Origin of the sequence: Flavobacterium sp. LM5, from assembly GCF_002017945.1 — a bacterium.
GTDB classification, from domain to species: domain Bacteria; phylum Bacteroidota; class Bacteroidia; order Flavobacteriales; family Flavobacteriaceae; genus Flavobacterium; species Flavobacterium succinicans.
The window spans coordinates 18,154-35,644 of sequence record NZ_MUFX01000005.1 but is presented as its reverse complement, the minus strand read 5'-3'; the positions used below and the strand labels follow the sequence as shown (position 1 = coordinate 35,644).

Here is a 17,491-nt window from a genome sequence, read left to right as displayed (position 1 = left end):
CTTGTAGCGTGTGTTAGGGTGTGTAGCGACACGTTTGAAAAGCACCAAAGTTCATCCGTTCCAATTTTCCAGTCCAATGTCGGCAACTTTTCCATGTTTCAATTTCGGTAACTTTTCAGTTTTCTGTTTGTCTTCGGAATTATGTTTTTCCATTAAAACTCAAAATAAAAACGAAAAATTTTTCCGCTTTCTGTTTTCCGAAAAGTGATTCACATTTGCTTGTCTTTCGCATTTCGATGTCAGATTCTGAGCTTGATTTGCGTCGGCACGCTAGCTAGTTCATTACTATTTTTTCAGTTGCAAAACGTCTGGTTGATGTCGGCTGTGTCTTTTCAACGGAGCTATACACCCTAACGTTCTGGTACTACAGCGGGTTTGGGTTCTAAATTAAGATTTATTTTTCGGTTATCGCTAAACTGCCAAATACAAAACCATTTTCCCATTAAGCCAAATGCCCAAATCCGTTGTAGTAGCTGTTAGCGGTTCGGTTGTTTATTTTATATATTCCGTTTTCTATTTTAATTTTTTTGTTTTCTTTCTGAGTATATAACGCCAAACTGCTTGATTTCGGCAAAATATAATTATTATAAAAAATTACATACTACAACACTCATTTCTATTACGTTTCTTCTTTTACTGTAAAGTCAGCTATAATCTGAAGGTTTTTACTTATTCCATTTCATTAAAACTTTTTAAATTAAGAAGGAATAAATCCAAAGACAAAATATTACTATAATAGATATGAATGTAATTATTGGAAAATCATATTTTTTAGTTCTATTAAATTCTTTATGGTAGTTATAAAATTTATTCTCTTGAAATACGAATATAAACGCTTCTATTAAAGATACTAAACTACTTATAATTAGAATGACAAAATAACTATTCGCTAAATTCACTCTTAAAATTAGGAGAACCACATTAATAATAAAAGAGTTAACCAAAATCAAGAAAGGAATAAAAAACAATTTTACTCTAGCATCATATTTGTAATAATTCAAAAATGTCGGAAAATTTTTTTCCATATGTTCAAAAAACATTTTTGTTCCCAAACTGATTTTATTAAAATTACTTATCCAGACAAAAGGGTTTAAATACACAGTTATTAATTTCCCTAAACTCCTGTCTAAAAGACAGAAATTATAAAAATAAATATTTAAAATTTTTTCCACAAATGATATTTTAATCGTCTACTTTTTTTCGCAACTGACCGCTAACGTTCTGGTACTACAGCGGGTTTGGGTTCTAAATTAAGATTTATTTTTCGGTTATCGCTAAACTGCCAAATACAAAACCATTTTCCCATTAAGCCCAATGCCCAAATCCGTTGTAGTAGCTGTTGGCGGTAGTGTTTTTCGTTTCACTGGTTAGTTATTGTTAATTGATTGCGTTTTTTGGGCTTTCAATTTTTCTTTTAAGTTAAATACGATATTGATTAAAATCAGAGCAACTAAATTAATACTAATTTCAATTATTCCGTTTTCGGAAATTAGCTTAAAATTCCAAGTTGTAAGTCCAAAGTTATAGGTTAAAATAGCATCTGTTGTTAAATTCAAACCTAAGCTAAGAAATAGACCTGAGTAAAATTTAAAAGTAAAACCCAAAATTGAAAAACTTAAAACTTGAATTAGTTGGTTTATAATTGAATAGTTTAATCCTTTTTCAAATTGCTTTTTTAATAGTAAATAACCACAAAATACTGAAAAGGAATACAATGATAAAAACAGGAGAAACATTTTAAATGTCGTTCCATTTGTGAACCCAAATTTAACCAATAATGGTATTGTAGCAATTAATCCAATTAAACCTCCAATGATTTGATATATTCCAATAATTTTAATTCTACTTTCCGTTTTCTGCATTTTTAATTATTTTTCCAAAAATTATTTCTATAATGTGGTTTATTTCTTGTCTTTCGGTACAACATTACCGCCAACGTTCCCGCGCTACACGCAGGCTGGGATTAAAGATGCATAATCTTTCGGTTAAAAACAAATGTATCAAACACAAACTATTTTCAAATTGAGCCAATTGCCCAGCTTGCTTGTAGCGTGTGTTACCAGCAGTTTTTTTAGCGCATCCAGCCTTCTACAACATAATTTTTTTCTGTGATTTTGTATTCTTTTTCATTTTTTGGTTTGAACCAAAGTTCAATTCTTGCGCCATATTTATCACCCCAAGAGCCTTCATAAATTGTAAATTCACCAGAATATAGCTTTTCGGTTTGATTTTCAATTAAAATTTTTGACCGCTCAGTTATTCTGTCCTCTGATAATCTATCATTTGAGGTGATTTCGTATGCTTTGATATATAATATTCCATTTACTTTAGGTTGATAATTAGTGCAAAAATTATAAATTCCAGGTTGCGAAATAGAAGCTAACTTAAAATCGTTTGCGGCTAAATCACTTTCATTAATTTCTCTTTCTATTGGACTTTCAATTTTTACATTCTTTGGAATTGTTTTGTTTGCTCCATAATAATCAGGAGGAGAAAATGTGAAAAATATTGAAATATAATAAAATAAGAATCCTGAAATTAAAATTTGAGGAACTAAGAAATACCATTTCTTTATCGCAATTTGAACAATTGAAGAAATAAAATTGGCTAATATGTTTATGAAAAACACAATTAAAGCGAAGTCAATAACATCATCGTTTTTTAAAATAGCTCCTAACGTATAAATTAAAAAAGGAAGTAGATATCCAATTATTGGTATCCACCAAATTATAAAATATTTTTTTATTGCATTCATTTAACGTTTCAACGGAGCTATACACCCTAACGTTTTGCAGCTTGGCGAAGTGGCGGATTTAGAAGCACTTACTTTCAATTAAGCACTAATGTTTATTTGAAATCCGAATGTTCAATTCAACACTGAACCCGCCATTTTGCCAAACTGCTGTTAGCGGTTGTTTTTTCTGTCGTCATTTAGTTTGATATAATGCAATTCTGTTTCCTTCTGTGTCTTCAAATTCGGCAACAAGTCCAATTCCATTGTCCGTTTTGGGATATAAAATTTGTCCACCATTTGATATAGCCATTTCAATTGTCTCATCAATATTTTCTGTCTTAAAGTAAATCACAACACCGTCTTTTGTTGGCTTGTAAATCTCTCCTTTTGCTAATGCTCCTGAAATTCCTGAGTTTTCGTCCGAAAAGGGAAATAACGCCATTTCATTGTTGTCAATATTTTCTTTGTCAAAGTCAAAATGAAATACAGTATTGTAGAACTTTATTGCTCTGTTAATGTCAGTCACTGGAATTTCAAAATATACTACTGGGTTTGATTTTTTCGTCATAATATTCTTGTCAGTTTGTTTGATTGTCGTTTTTGAATTGTCGCCACAGGAAAATAGCAGTAGAATTAAAACTCCAAAAGTTACCGCTGTCAATATATATTTAGTTCTTTTCATTTTATATATTTTGTCAATTTACGGGTCGTCCTTAAAATAACCGCTAACGTTCTGGTACTACAGCGGGTTTGGGAACTAAATTAAGATTTATTTTTCGGTTATCACTAAACTGCCAAGTACAAAACCATTTTCCCATTAAGCCCAATGCCCAAATCCGTTGTAGTAGCTGTTATGCCTTCGGTTTTTTATTTATTCCAATATTCACGTTTCAATTTTCGGTTTCGCTTCCTCACCGTTTTTAAAGTCGGAAGTATTTTTAAATAATTATTATGTTTTACGAAAATATAAATTTCCAATATTTTATTAATTCAACTCTATATAAATCCCAAATAATTAATGACACGATAGGCAAAAATATGATTGTAAACAATATACCAAATGCTTTAAAAGACCATTTTGATATAGTCGAATTAATTATTTTTTGTACTATTTCTTTTGGTGTGGGTAGGCTTTTTGAAATGTTTTCAAATCGAAATAAAAATGATTGATTTAGTTTATTTGTCGGCATCAAATGTTCGTCAAGTCTATTTTCAGCTAAAGGCTTGTAAATATATTTATGAGGTTCGCTTTGGATCATCTGTTTTGCAAAATATTCAAACGTTGATTTTAGAAAAATTGGTTCACTATTTTGGATATTTATTTCGTATAAATCAACAATTTTTGGCACATCATAGAATTCATAATTCAAATACTTTTTGTTTGGATAATAATTTTCGTGCCAATGCTCTAAAGCCACAGAAGGGTCAGATGTGTGTTTTTCTGAATATTTATGTTTTATTCTCATTGTCTTCTTTGTTTCGGTTCTCTAAACTGAGGCATAACGTTCCGCCGCTTCTCGTCAGTTGCGAACTTCGGAACGAATTATTTTCTGTTAAAGATAAAAATTCTTGCGAAACGCAAACGTGAACTTACCACAAAATTCGCAATTGCGAGAAACGGCTGTTAGGCGCTGGCAATGTTCTGTACGCTTCTGTAAATACTTTTTAAATCTTCCACAACCTTTTTTAATTCATTTTTGGTTGGTAAAGTCATTCCATGAACTAAGTTATTTCTGAATCGTCTTATTTCATCTAACCTTTGTGCTTGACTATTTGAAAGTTCTCCTTTTTCAGCTAAAATTCTAAACCTTTCAAGCGGTAAAATTCTTCTACCATCATCAGCTGTAAATGAAGTTAACTTTTCTAAGTCAGCCCAAATTTTAATAAACTCGCCTGTTAAGTTATGATTTATGAATTCATCACCAGATTGTTCAATTTGAATACCAAATAAATTTTCAAATAAGATTTTGGCAATTTCTGCATAAGTTTCAACCTTTTCTTTTTCTACTGTAATTCCATTACCATCATGATAAAGCTGATTTCGCAAACGATGAAACCATTCTATATCACCAAGGTCAATTCCATTTAGTTTTTCATTTGCGAATTCTTCTAAACCATCTAACAAATTTGGAAATGAGGAAATTACTTCTTCAAAGCGCTTTCTAGTTAAGCCTTCAATTTTGGTAATTCTTTTCGGTAATCCCAGATAAGTTTTTATTGTCAATTCAACAGAATTGTCAATTGAAATCATTGCAATACGATTATCAAAACCAGTATTAAGTTCTAAATGCTGTATTCCGTGAACAAGTAATTCTCTTGGTCCAGATATCCATGGTTTGTCTGTTATCATTGTCGTGTTTTTTGCTTGCGCCTAACGTTCCCGCGCTACACGCGGTTTGGGACTAAATTAGCGTTATTTTTCTGATTAGCCAAAACTTCCAAATACAAACCAATTTTCCCATTAAGCCAAAATGCCCAAATCGCTTGTAGCGTGTGTTAGGGTGTGTAGCGACACGTTTGAAAAGCACCAAAGTTCATCCGTTCCAATTTTCCAGTCCAATTTCGGCAACTTTTCCATGTTTCAATTTCGGTAACTTTTCAGTTTTCTGTTTGTCTTCGGAATTATGTTTTTCCATTAAAACTCAAAATAAAAACGAAAAATTTTTCCGCTTTCTGTTTTCCGAAAAGTGATTCACATTTGCTTGTCTTTCGCATTTCGATGTCAGATTCTGAGCTTGATTTGCGTCGGCACGCTAGCTAGTTCATTATTATTTTTTCAGTTGCAAAACGTCTGGTTGATGTCGGCTGTGTCTTTTCAACGGAGCTATACACCCTAACGTTTGCGGCTATGCGAAGTGCCTTCTTTCGCCGCTTCACTAATGATAGCTAAAATAGCCAAATTTTTTAATTTGTACTATTTTTATCTAAAAAAGCGGAAGGCATTTTGCATAGCCGCTGTTGGGGGTAGTTACTTAATTATGCACAACCATCGCTTAATTAAGTAACGGAGTTGGATAGACTACTCCTCTCTTTTTTTTTTTCAACACAATGCTATTCAATGAAACCAATTATTTATTGCGCTTAGCAAGCCTGCTAGGCGAAGTCAATAATAGGGGTTTTAGGGCTCTATTTTTTTGGTGATGTTTAAGTTAGCAAAAATAAATATAGTATTGACTTTGTCATTTATTTTCGATAACTTAGCCAAGTCTTTTACGTTGTCAAACGTATTGAAAGTGAACTTTCTACGATTCCCAATCGAAAGACTTGAAGCCTAAATGCTTTATTCTTCTAAACATCCCAAAAAAATATCCCGAAAATTCATTGTGAAAAAACGTCGTAGTCTAAGTGGCACGGTCCAATTACCTCCAACGTCCTGCTAGTACAGCACGGCAGTAGAAAGCTAGCGTTGTGCTTCGGATAAGCGAAAATCAAACCAAATACACACAAATAAAACAATTAATCACCAATACTACTGCTGGGTTGTACTAGCTGTTAGTAGCTGGACGGATTATTAAAAACTAAATATTATTAAAAATGAAAAATATATTATTTCAAAAACCTCCTGAAAATACAAAAATAAAAGTTTACCACAAACCAAGTGGTATTGGTGCGCCAGAAAGAGAAGGATGGGAAACTACGGGTGTTTATAAAAATAACATTTGGAGGCTAACGCAAAACAAAGAAAAAAAAGTTGATAATAAAAAACCAACACATTGGGATTACCTTGAAGAAACGGAATCGTAGTCTTGCTACTAACGTTCCCGCGCTACAAGCAGTTTGGGACTAAATTAAGCCCATTCTTCGGATTTGCAAAATCTTCCAAATACAAAACCAATTTCAAATTAAGCCTAATACCCAAATTGCTTGTAGCGTGTGTTAGCAGTAGTGCTTGTTTTCCCAATTTTTATTCTTCACATATTCTTAATTCCCAAGAATTATTTTTTATAAAAATAAAAAACTCCAACAAATCATTTATACAATCATAATCCCAGACACTTTCTTGTAAATTTTGTTTATGTTGTTCATTTATTTCAGGAACTAAACTTATTAACCATTCAAGTTCATTTTCAGTAATTAAATCTTCAATTGATTCAATATCTCGCCAGCCTTTACATTCATACCAGTTTTTTATAAAATTTGGCAATTCTTGATATTCTTTTTTACGAACGATAAGTTCTCTTACAAATGAATCAAAATATCCTTCCCAAAGACTAAAAAAATATATGTTATTTTCTCCTTGTTCTAATTGAATTTCACAATATTTATCTTTCTCGTATTCTTTAATGTTTTTTTTAAAGACAACTTCTTGAGAATTAGTATAAAATCTAATTTCTTTTTCTCCTAAAAAGCCAGAATAGTAATCTAAATTTAAAGAATCAATTTTCATTATTTAAAATATATTTTTGCTATTAGTTCATTTTTTAGCATTGCTGCTAACGTTCTCGCGCTACAAGCAGTTTGGGATTAAATCAGCGTTATCTTTCGGATTTGCCAAATCTTCCAAATACAAACCAAATTTCCCATTAAGCCAAATGCCCAAATTGCTTGTAGCGTGTGTTGTGTGCTGGTTTTTTAAGCAACAATATCCATAATTGTATGAATCTCTTTTCTGATACTTTCTGGTAATTTTATTGAATTTTCGCTTTCAATTTTAATGTAATCTTCTAAAGTATTAATATTATAAGATTTTAAGTTGTGTAAGGTTTTAGGATTAATGCCGAATTCTTCTAATGGCACTTTTATTACATTACTATAGCTTCCATTTCTTTTTCTACTTGAGTTATTATAACTTATCTTGTTTATGGTGTCTACATCTTCTAATACTCTCAATCTTTTATCCATTCCTCGAACTGAATATAAAATTTCATTTAGAATATCATCTTTGGGTCTAACCTCAAGAACTTCTTCATCTTTTGTGTTTTTCAAGATTAATTTAAAATCAGTTTCAAATTGAGGCCAATAAGTATCAAAAACATTTAATAAAATATTTTCTTTTAGAGATTTATCTTCCAACCCATTATTTATTGTTCTTATTAATTGATATACACCCTCTTTTGTTGGAGTTGTATGATTGAATTGTGCTAAGGGATCTTTAATATCATTTGAATTTAAATCAATTAAAAAAGTATATACTCTATTTGAAGATAAACCTTTCGCTAAAGCTCCTGATTCGAATAAAATCCAAGGCTTGTTTAAGTTTGATTTTGTTAAACATACAATTCCATTATGAGTATTTGACAATTGACTAGTGATTTCAGAAAACCAAAGAGAGCCTCTATCTATATCTTTGCTCGACAGCCAAGGGTCTACTGCTTGTAGTACACATTGAATCCAATTATTTAATAATTCTGCAACTTGTCTGCTTCTTTCACCTGACCAACTTATGAATACTTTCATTTATTTGTTTTTATTAATTATTTCTTATTTAGATGATTTTATCTTAAACTAGCACACAACGTTCCCGCGCTACACGCAGGCTGGGATTAAAGATGCGTAATCTTTCGGTTAAAAACAAATGTATCAAATACAAACTATTTTCAAATTAAGCCAATTGCCCAGCTTGCTTGTAGCGTGTGTTATAGGGCGGTTGTTTAGTCGAAATTACTATTAAACCGCAAATTGTTCACGCTTCTGTTGGCCAATTCCAGCTTTCACACTTTTTCATTTTTCACGTTAGAGTAGGAGAGTCCCAATTTCAGGTTTGCTTCGTCTGTTCACTTTCTTTAGAGCCTGCTTTTCAAGTTTCTCTTGGTAAGTTTCGTTTTTCACACTTCCGTTTTCACACTTCTATTTTCACACTTCCGTTTTTCGTCTTCTTGTCGTTAGAATACTATTTTCAACGTTTGCTGGCGCTTCCAATTTTCACGCTTCTGCTTTGTAAATTTGCGGTGGAAACAACTGTTTATTTTCAAATTGGATTTGCCTGCGTAATTTCGGCTCAACTGCCCTATAACGTTCCCGCGCTACACGCGGTTTGGGACTAAATTAGCGTTATTTTTCGGATAAGCCAAAACTTCCAAATACAAAACCAATTTTCAGATAAAGCCAATTGCCCAAATCGCTTGTAGCGTGTGTTAGGGTGTGTAGCGACACGTTTGAAAAGCACCAAAGTTCATCCGCTCCAATTTTCCAGTCCAATGTCGGTAACTTTTCCACGTTTTCAATTTCGGTAACTTTTCTGTTTTCTGTTTGTGGTCAGAATGATGTTTTTCCATTAAAACTCAAAATAAAAACGAAAAATTTTTCCGCTTCTGTTTTCCGCAAAGTGATTCACATTTGCTTTTCTTTCGCATTTCGATGTCAGATTCTGAGCTTGATTTGCGTCGGCACGCTAGCTAGTTCATTATTATTTTTTCAGTTGCAAAACGTCTGGTTGATGTCGGCTGTGTCTTTTCAACGGAGCTATACACCCTAACGTTCCCGCGCTACACGCGGTTTGGGCCTAAATTAGCGTTATTTTTCTGATTAGCCAAAACTTCCAATTACAAACCAATTTTCCCATTAAACCAATTGCCCAAATCGCTTGTAGCGTGTGTTAGGGTGTGTAGCGACACGTTTGAAAAGCACCAAAGTTCATCCGTTCCAATTTTCCAGTCCAATGTCGGCAACTTTTCCACGTTTCAATTTCGGTTGCTTTTCTGTTTTGTGTTTGTCGTCAGAATTATGTTTTTCTATTAAAACTCAAAAAAAAGTGAAAAATTTTTCCGCTTTCTGTTTTCCGCAAAGTGATTCACATTTGCTTGTCTTTCGCATTTCGATGTCAGATTCTGAGCTTGATTTGCGTCGGCACGCTAGCTAGTTCTTTATTATTTTTTCAGTTGCAAAACTTCTGGTTGATGTCGGCTGTGTCTTTTCAACGGAGCTATACACCCTAACGTTTGCGGCTATGCGAAGTGCCTTCTTTCGCCGCTTCACTAATGATAGCTAAAATAGCCAAATTTTTTAATTTGTACTATTTTTATCTAAAAAAGCGGAAGGCATTTTGCATAGCCGCTGTTGGGGGTAGTTACTTAATTATGCACAACCATCGCTTAATTAAGTAACGGAGTTGGATAGACTACTCCTCTCTTTTTTTTTTTTCAACACAATGCTATTCAATGAAACCAATTATTTATTGCGCTTAGCAAGCCTGCTAGGCGAAGTCAATAATAGGGGTTTTAGGGCTCTATTTTTTTGGTGATGTTTAAGTTAGCAAAAATAAATATAGTATTGACTTTGTCATTTATTTTCGATAACTTAGCCAAGTCTTTTACGTTGTCAAACGTATTGAAAGTGAACTTTCTACGATTCCCAATCGAAAGACTTGAAGCCTAAATGCTTTATTCTTCTAAACATCCCAAAAAAATATCCCGAAAATTCATTGTGAAAAAACGTCGTAGTCTAAGTGGCACGGTCCAATTACCTCCAACGTTATCGCGCTACAAGCAGTTTGGGATTAAGAAAGCCTAAAACTCTCGGTTAAAAACTAATTTTTAAAACACAAAACCAATTTCAAATTAAGCCTAATACCCAAATTGCTTGTAGCGTGTGTTAGCGGCAGTTTTATTGTCTGGTATATTTATCTGTGTAGTCTCCCATTTTCAATTCCAACTCTGTAGCTGTATTTTTTACAATGTCATATCGCATGGTATCTATACTTGAGGTACCATTTCCAACACTTTCCATAATTAGTATTAATTTCCCATCTTCTTGCCACCATTTTTTATAGAGCAAAGTTGCCATATTGATTGATTCAGCAGATCCATCGCTTTTCATAGTGAAACCTTCAACTTCTTTATCATTAATAGGGTTAGGGCGTACCCAAGAACCTACCAATAAATTAGTAGTGTCTTTTGCCGTTTCTGTAACTGTTGTTTCAGCCTCTTTTGTTGTTTTGTTGCAAGAAACTAGTGTTAGTCCTGCAAGGATTGCCAATGTTGCTAATTGTTTTTTCATAGATTTAAAGTATTATTAAATAAAAAATTCGTTCAAACTTTTGGTTGTAGTCTAATAAGCTGAATGTGTACTTTTTGTTTGTATATCCAGGTTATCCTCCATATATAACTCCTTCGGGAATATAATATTTTTCTTTTCCATTACAAACTACTTCCCACTCATCCTCCTTAATTTTACCATATGTAAGTTTGCATTTGCTTGATTTACAGCTCCATTCCCCATCAGTAAAAACAAAAATTCTTTTACCTCTTCCTTTCATTGTTACATGCACTTCACCTCCGTTAGTATAACGAATTACTCCAAAATCGCACTTCATGGAGGTAGAACCTAAAACCGAACGTAATTGTCCGGTTGCGTTAAAATTGGTTCCTGAAACTTTTGCGTCATAACTTTCAGAAACTCGCCCAGCCAACAAAGCAATTTTTAAACTAAAAAATATTTGAGAGCTTTTCTTTTGGTAAACTCTAATTGTATAATTTCCACTTTTATCAAGATTCATTGAGGCTTTAGTTCCATCAAGTTGACTATTAAAAACCGACATCTCTTCTGGTCCTGGTAGCAGTATATTAAAACAAGCAGCGTTCGACGACGAATTGATAGTAACCTCTAGCTTTTGACTTTGTTTACCTGAAACTACATAATCAATAGTTTGACCACCTTTTAACTCTCCATCAATTAGAGTTGAAGATTCACCTGCCGGAAAATAAACTTTCTCCTTAATGATTTGCGCAGACGAAAGTAAGGGTACTATAGCTGCAAATAATAACATAACAATTGGTTTTGAAATTGATTTCATAAGAAATAGATTTTAAAGGGTTAACACTCGAAGGTTACAAAAAATATTAATAACATGAACCGGTCGGAGTAATTATTTTTAAAAAAACGACTTATTTAAAGCTCATTTAGTTCAAATTATCTAAAACACACCCAAATCTAACATGGCATAAAACGGAATGATTCAAGTTTTATAAAATGAATATTAAAAAAAAGTGTTTTTTCAAAGCCTGACGTCAGACTGTGAAAAAACTCCCCACAACAGCAGTGGCAACATTTACCAATGTCCCTCCAGAAAGGGTAGCGCCATATAACTTTCCGTTTGCCAATGTTAATCCCGCTGTGGGATTACCGCCAGTACTTTCTTGAAAATCATAGACTTTCTGATAATCGTTACCATATTGATCCACTCTATAAATGGTTCCAAGTCCATTAGTTCCGCCTTCGGAGGTGGTTCCATACATATAAATACCTTCGGTTTGGGCGTTTAATGTACTTTGTAGAAATAAAATTCCAAGCGTTAAGAATAATAGTTTTTTCATAGTTTTAAAATTTCATAAATAGTAAGTTATAAATATAGCATTCTAGTACTAATGGATAAAATAGTAACATAAAACGATTAGTCACTCTTACTTAGAATGACTAATCGAACTTGCTGCTTAGTCTTTTACCAGTTTCGCAGTATATGTTTTATTTTGAGAATTTACATTTACAATATAAGCCCCTTTTGCTAAATTTTCAATATTTACAGTATTCGTATTTTTAGCAGTTTGCACTTTTTGACCCAAAAGATTGAAAATTTCGATGGATTCGATATTTTCCATTCCAACAGTAAATGAATTGCTAGCTGGATTAGGGTAGAGCGCTACCCCATTATCGAGTACTACATCCTTAACACCCAAAGTGGAGTGATCAACTACTGTAAGCCCATTTCTTTCAGGTTTAATACCATCGGCAGTATTAAACGAGTGTTTTACAGTAAAGATATTTGTAGTTAAATTATATTCTAAAATTGTACCTTTACCATGTGCTCCTCCTAATCTACAAGTTGTATAAATACGATTTGCTGAAGGACTTTTAACAAATGTGCCTACTGGATTTTCACCTTCCGAAATATCTAAGGTTTTAATAAAGGTAATTTCAGATGTGCTTAAATTTATTTTATAAAAAGTTCCATAACTATCAACTAGGGTTGTTCCTTTGAAAGTAGCGCCATATATAAAACCTCCAAGTTCTAAATAACCACCTGAAGGGTAAATCCCTTCACCAGCCACCGCCTGAGTAAATTCCTTGATAATTGTCCCTCCTGTACCCGATGATAAGTTAAAACTCCTTGATGTTCCAGTATTTCCTACTCCTCCAATTTGAGAGGTTAAATAAACCTTCCCATTACTCGCTTCAAATAAGGGATTATTTCTAGCTTGCTCAAAGTCATCTGGCCAAGGGATTGGTTCAGTGATAGGGCTGTGTCCTCTAGAGCTAAACAGGGTGGTAATGTTGCCTGATGTAATATCATAAGTCATTACAGATCCTTTTTTATAAGTTCCTCCATCTTTAGAGATCATGTATATTTTTCCATTGGAAGCTTGCATTAATTTTGATTCTACAATACCTGTAATACCATCCATTGTGGCAATTGTATTAAAAACACCTGTTACAGGATTATATGAAAATAATTTTCCATAACCATTAAATGCTATAGGACTTAGATAGGAAGCTTCACTATGTCCATACAGCAAACCGTTTGATGCCAATATTGGAGCATCCTTAATAACCCATCCAATAGTGGAAAGGTTATCGAGGTATTTTATAACCGTGAAGGTATTGGTAATAGGGTCGAAAGAGAAAAAACTCCCCAAAACATCAGTGGCACCATTTACCAATGTCCCTCCAGAAAGGGTAGCGCCATATAACTTTCCCTTTGCCAATGTTAATCCCGCTGCGGGATTACCACCAGTACTATCTGCAAAATCATAGACTTTCTGATAATTGTTACCATATTGATCCACTCTATAAATGGTTCCAAGACCATTAGCTCCTCCTTCGGAGGTGGTTCCATACATATAAATACCACTGGTTTGGGCGTTTAATGTACTTTGTAGAAATAAAATTCCAAGCGTTAAGAATAATAGTTTTTTCATAGAGTAAAGTTTTACTATGATGAAATTAACAAAAAAATTTAATAATTGTTTAATTTTTTATATTTTTTATATTTTTTCAACTCGGGGTGTGTTTCTTAAAGTGTTACTTTTAAGCAAGTTGTTTAATTATATTTAAGTTGTGTGTTTTAGTAAATTGCCGCTAACTAGCATATACACGAAACAAACCTTCGTATATACAACTATATTTGGTTGTATAAGCGAAGGTTTGCTTCACTTAATTTTTTTTCAAATATATTATTTTTTTATCAAAAAATATAAAAATTTTCTGTAATAATGGTATGCAATCTGAATAATTTCAAATTCAAATTCAAAAAACAAATCCCGTCTTCTAACTTCGCATGAGGGATAGGAATGGCATCCTTTGCTGGCGGTTCTTTGAGCCAGCAAAGATATAATGGATAGCCCGACCCCGTGGAGCAGGTTGGTGTGGTGTAGCAAGGTGGTGTGTCTCGGGGGCATGCCCAAAATAGAAAACTAGTAAGATTACTTGCTGTCTAGTAGCGTTGTTGGAACTCGGGGAGGGGGATTTTTTGTGAGAAGAATTTAGTCAACGGATAGCAAATTGGAGTAGGAGTGGAGCGTGTATTTACCAAAAGAGCGATACTCTCCTACAGAAAGTATCGCTCTTTGTTTTTATCAGAAATCTTAATGGTTTATTTAACTTGGATGCTTACAGCATTTACAATTTCTTTTGAAGAAGTGCCTAAATGAAAAACAAATTCTCCTGGTTCTACTTTCCAATTGGCATTTTTTTCTTCATAAAAAGCCAAATCTTTTATCTTGACTTTAAGCGCAACTTCTTTTTGTTCGCCCGCTTTCAATACTACTTTTTCAAAAGCTTTTAATTCTTTTTGAGGTCTAAGCACCGAACAAACGGGTTGACTAGCATACAACTGAAGTACTTCTGCTCCTTCAAGTTGTCCTGTGTTTTTGATGGTACATTTTAGCGTAACCGTATCGTTTATATCGAAGGTTTTTTTATCTGTTCCCACATTGGAAATTGCAAATGAAGTATACGACAATCCAAAGCCGAAAGGATAAAGTGGTTCAATTTTCTTGGTGTCATACCATCTGTAGCCAACCAAAATATCTTCTTCATACTTCACTTTTAGGTCTCTTCCCGGATAATTCCCTAAAGTAACATCGGGTGATTGTTGTAAACTTACTGGCAAAGTGATGGGTAATTTTCCAGAAGGATATTGTTTTCCGCTCAACACATCCATCACAGCATTTCCAGCTTCCATTCCGCCGTACCACGCCCATACAATTGAAGGAACACGTGTCTGAATTCCTGATAATTCTAAAGGAGAACCTGCAATGATTACCACGATAGTTTTGGGATTGGCTTTGGTTACTTCTTGAATTAAGGTTTCTTGTCCATAAGGCAAACGCATATGAATTCTATCAAACGACTCCGAATCGAAATCGTGATTTAATCCTGCAAAAACAATCGCCACATCGGATTTTTTGGCTTGAGCCACTGCTTCATCGATTAATTTCCAATCGACAAAATCAGAATTTAGTTGTCCTTTGTTGCTGCCTTCTCCTGGTGAAGATTGCTTATTGTAGCCTTGCGCATAATTAATTTGCAATTGGTTTCCGAACTTATTGGTAATCGCTTCCAATGGTGTGATTTCGTATAAAGGCTTGATTTCGGAACTCAATCCGCCACCGCAATGCTTTCTGGTCGCATTATCTCCAATAACCGCCACCGATTTCAAGTCATTCATTGGCAAAGGCAACAGCTGTTTTTCGTTCTTTAATAAAACTATAGATTCCACTGCCGATTGATACGCCAACGCTTGGTGTTCTTTGGTATTCACGCTTCCTTTGATTCTGTTTTTGGGATCTAAAACTTTTGTTTTAATCATCACTCGCAACACATTGGCTACTTTTTCATCTACCACACTTTCTTTTACTTTGCCTTCTTGCACGGCTTTAATTAAAGGATCCGCAAAATACCATTCGTTATAATTGGTTTTATTAGTTCCCATTTCTAAATCCAATCCAGCCAAAGCCGCATTGACTGTACTGTGAGTCGCATCCCAATCCGACATATAAACGCCTTTGAATTGGTACAAGTCACGCAAAATAGTTCGTCCCAACAACAAATTCTCCGTGCAATAATCGCCTCTAAATTTATTGTAAGCGCCCATCACGGTTAACACTTTTGCGTCCATAACTGCAGCTTTAAAACCAGGCAAATAAATTTCGTGCAAAGCCCTATCGCTCATCGTTACATCTATCACAAATCGATTGTCTTCTTGATTATTCGCAGCAAAATGTTTTACACTAGCCGCCACATCTTTGCTTTGCAAAGCTTTAATATAGCTAACCGTCAATTGAGAAATTAAAAAAGGATCTTCACTTAAATACTCAAAATTTCTTCCACATAATGGACTTCTAATAATATTGATGCCTGGTCCTAAGAGCACGTCTTTTTTTCTAAATCGGGCTTCTTCACCTAAAACGTAACCTCGTTGGGCAGTCAAATCTAAATTCCAAGTGGCGGCCATAGCAGTACCGGGAGGGAAACAAGTTACTGCATCATCTTTCCAACCAGCATATTGCCAATTGTGTCGGTTTATTTCGGCACGCACGCCGTGGGGTCCATCGGACAAAGCCCATTCTGGTATGCCCAATCGTTTAATATCGGAAACATAAAACTTAGAATTACCGTGTAATAAACTCACTTTTTCTTGGAGCGTCATTTTTTTTACTAATGACTGAATTCTTTTTTCAGTTGTGGCGTCAGTTTGAGAAAACGAAAGCAACCCAACTAATAAAACAAATAATAGTATTATTTTTTTCATATATGTAAAAGTTATTTGTTAGCATTCATGTTAGAATTTAGCATTAGTTACAAATCGAAGGTCACAAGTATCAATAAGAAAATGTAACTTTATGTTTTACAGCATAATAAAATTTAATTATTATCCTCTATTTGAATTGTACTAATGGTGTTGCATTTCTGGGTGATTGTTATCTTTCTTGTTAAGATTTACAATGGCTTTGGCAAATTCTTTTCCCAAATCTATATATCCCTCGCTTTTGTAATGGTATTTATCTGAGTAAAGGTATTTGGAGGTGCTTCGCACAATACGCACGTTGGGTTCCGTAAGGGCAAATTTTTCTTGTCCGTATTGGACTAATTCTCCAAAACCCCAAACTTTTCCATCGGTATCATCTCCAGAATCGGATATTTTTCCGATGACGATAGGTAAATCATTGTTTCTAAAAGCGGCACGAATGAGTTGCATCAATCGTTTCAAATTGTCATAATAGTGGTTCGCAATTTGCTCCGTTTTATCAGCATCGCTTTCTCCTTGCATCCAAAGAATTCCGCTAGGCACTAAGACGTCTTCAACACCATCGCCGTTGATATCTTTAACAGCCATAGCTGCTTGCACTGTTTTTAAAAAAAAATCGTATTGATTTTTTACTCTTCTAAAATCAGGCTCCCAAGAGCCATAAAAATTGTTTCCGCTACTATCAATTGCTGAACCGTTTCGGGCATATTTTATAATGGCAATCTTTTGATTGGGATATTCCTCTTGTAATTTTTGAACAAACGAAAGCTCAACCCCAAATCGGTCAGAAAGCGTGTTGTTTTTGCCATCCGAAGCAAAACCCGTTCCGTGACCAGGCTGCAAAACGGCCCACTTTCCTAAACCGCCATTGGCATCATTATCACCCACTGGATTGCCTTGATAAATAAATGCTTTGTTGTTTTTTTTGTGTAAGGCATCTGGTAACTCTTTCACATAGCCAAAGCCTTCCATATTAGATTGCCCTCCCAAATAATATACTCTGATGGTATCTTTTTTTGTTTGAGCGAAAAGGATAAAAGGCATTACAAGTAAAAAAAATAGATTTTTCATTTTCA

General features: G+C 34.0%; 14 protein-coding genes. 1 reads left to right on the top strand and 13 read right to left on the bottom strand.

Annotated elements, in window-relative coordinates; all coding sequences use genetic code 11:
• Nucleotides 1-1,367: 1,367 nt before the first annotated feature.
• The 5 genes from BXU11_RS13975 to BXU11_RS13955 all read right to left on the bottom strand — a co-directional run bounded on the left by BXU11_RS13975 (nt 1,368) and on the right by BXU11_RS13955 (nt 5,084).
• Nucleotides 1,368-1,862, bottom strand: a complete 495-nt coding sequence (locus tag BXU11_RS13975) for a hypothetical protein (RefSeq protein WP_078212983.1) — start codon at nt 1,860-1,862, stop codon at nt 1,368-1,370.
• 209 nt (nt 1,863-2,071) lie between these two features.
• The gene (locus BXU11_RS13970; RefSeq protein ID WP_078212982.1) at nt 2,072-2,755 is read right to left on the bottom strand and encodes a hypothetical protein; all 684 of its coding nucleotides are present in this window, start codon (nt 2,753-2,755) and stop codon (nt 2,072-2,074) included.
• A 172-nt stretch (nt 2,756-2,927) separates the two neighbouring features.
• A complete protein-coding gene (locus BXU11_RS13965) occupies nt 2,928-3,416 on the bottom strand; it encodes a VOC family protein (protein ID WP_139363513.1) in 489 nt (162 codons plus the stop codon).
• Between the two features lie 274 nt (nt 3,417-3,690).
• Entirely contained in the window at nt 3,691-4,200 is a 510-nt protein-coding gene (locus BXU11_RS13960; protein WP_078212981.1) for a hypothetical protein, read from the bottom strand.
• A gap of 158 nt (nt 4,201-4,358) precedes the next feature.
• Complete coding sequence (locus tag BXU11_RS13955) at nt 4,359-5,084, bottom strand: hypothetical protein (RefSeq protein ID WP_078212980.1); 726 nt, start codon at nt 5,082-5,084, stop codon at nt 4,359-4,361.
• A 1,184-nt stretch (nt 5,085-6,268) separates the two neighbouring features.
• On the opposite strand from BXU11_RS13955, the gene BXU11_RS13950 reads away from it, so the two are divergent.
• Nucleotides 6,269-6,478 (top strand): hypothetical protein, encoded by a 210-nt coding sequence (locus tag BXU11_RS13950; protein ID WP_078212979.1) that lies wholly within the window; start codon nt 6,269-6,271, stop codon nt 6,476-6,478.
• Nucleotides 6,479-6,638: 160 nt separating this feature from the next.
• On the opposite strand, the gene BXU11_RS13945 is transcribed toward BXU11_RS13950, so the two are convergent.
• The 8 genes from BXU11_RS13945 to BXU11_RS13910 all read right to left on the bottom strand — a co-directional run bounded on the left by BXU11_RS13945 (nt 6,639) and on the right by BXU11_RS13910 (nt 17,486).
• Nucleotides 6,639-7,121 carry a hypothetical protein gene (locus BXU11_RS13945; RefSeq protein ID WP_078212978.1) on the bottom strand — a complete coding sequence of 161 codons (483 nt, stop codon included), beginning with the start codon at nt 7,119-7,121 and terminating at the stop codon, nt 6,639-6,641.
• Nucleotides 7,122-7,306: 185 nt separating this feature from the next.
• Entirely contained in the window at nt 7,307-8,131 is an 825-nt protein-coding gene (locus tag BXU11_RS13940; protein ID WP_078212977.1) for a toll/interleukin-1 receptor domain-containing protein, read from the bottom strand.
• Between the two features lie 2,145 nt (nt 8,132-10,276).
• Nucleotides 10,277-10,669 (bottom strand): lipocalin family protein, encoded by a 393-nt coding sequence (locus tag BXU11_RS13935; protein WP_078212976.1) that lies wholly within the window; start codon nt 10,667-10,669, stop codon nt 10,277-10,279.
• Between the two features lie 91 nt (nt 10,670-10,760).
• On the bottom strand, nt 10,761-11,465 hold the full coding sequence (locus BXU11_RS13930; protein WP_078212975.1) for a hypothetical protein: 705 nt from the start codon (nt 11,463-11,465) through the stop codon (nt 10,761-10,763).
• Between the two features lie 214 nt (nt 11,466-11,679).
• A complete protein-coding gene (locus BXU11_RS13925; RefSeq protein ID WP_078212974.1) occupies nt 11,680-11,985 on the bottom strand; it encodes a choice-of-anchor tandem repeat GloVer-containing protein in 306 nt (101 codons plus the stop codon).
• A gap of 117 nt (nt 11,986-12,102) precedes the next feature.
• The gene (locus BXU11_RS13920; protein WP_078212973.1) at nt 12,103-13,584 is read right to left on the bottom strand and encodes a T9SS type A sorting domain-containing protein; all 1,482 of its coding nucleotides are present in this window, start codon (nt 13,582-13,584) and stop codon (nt 12,103-12,105) included.
• A 674-nt stretch (nt 13,585-14,258) separates the two neighbouring features.
• Nucleotides 14,259-16,418, bottom strand: a complete 2,160-nt coding sequence (locus tag BXU11_RS13915) for a glycoside hydrolase family 3 protein (protein ID WP_078212972.1) — start codon at nt 16,416-16,418, stop codon at nt 14,259-14,261.
• A 141-nt stretch (nt 16,419-16,559) separates the two neighbouring features.
• Complete coding sequence (locus BXU11_RS13910; protein WP_189318536.1) at nt 16,560-17,486, bottom strand: sialate O-acetylesterase; 927 nt, start codon at nt 17,484-17,486, stop codon at nt 16,560-16,562.
• Nucleotides 17,487-17,491: the final 5 nt, after the last annotated feature.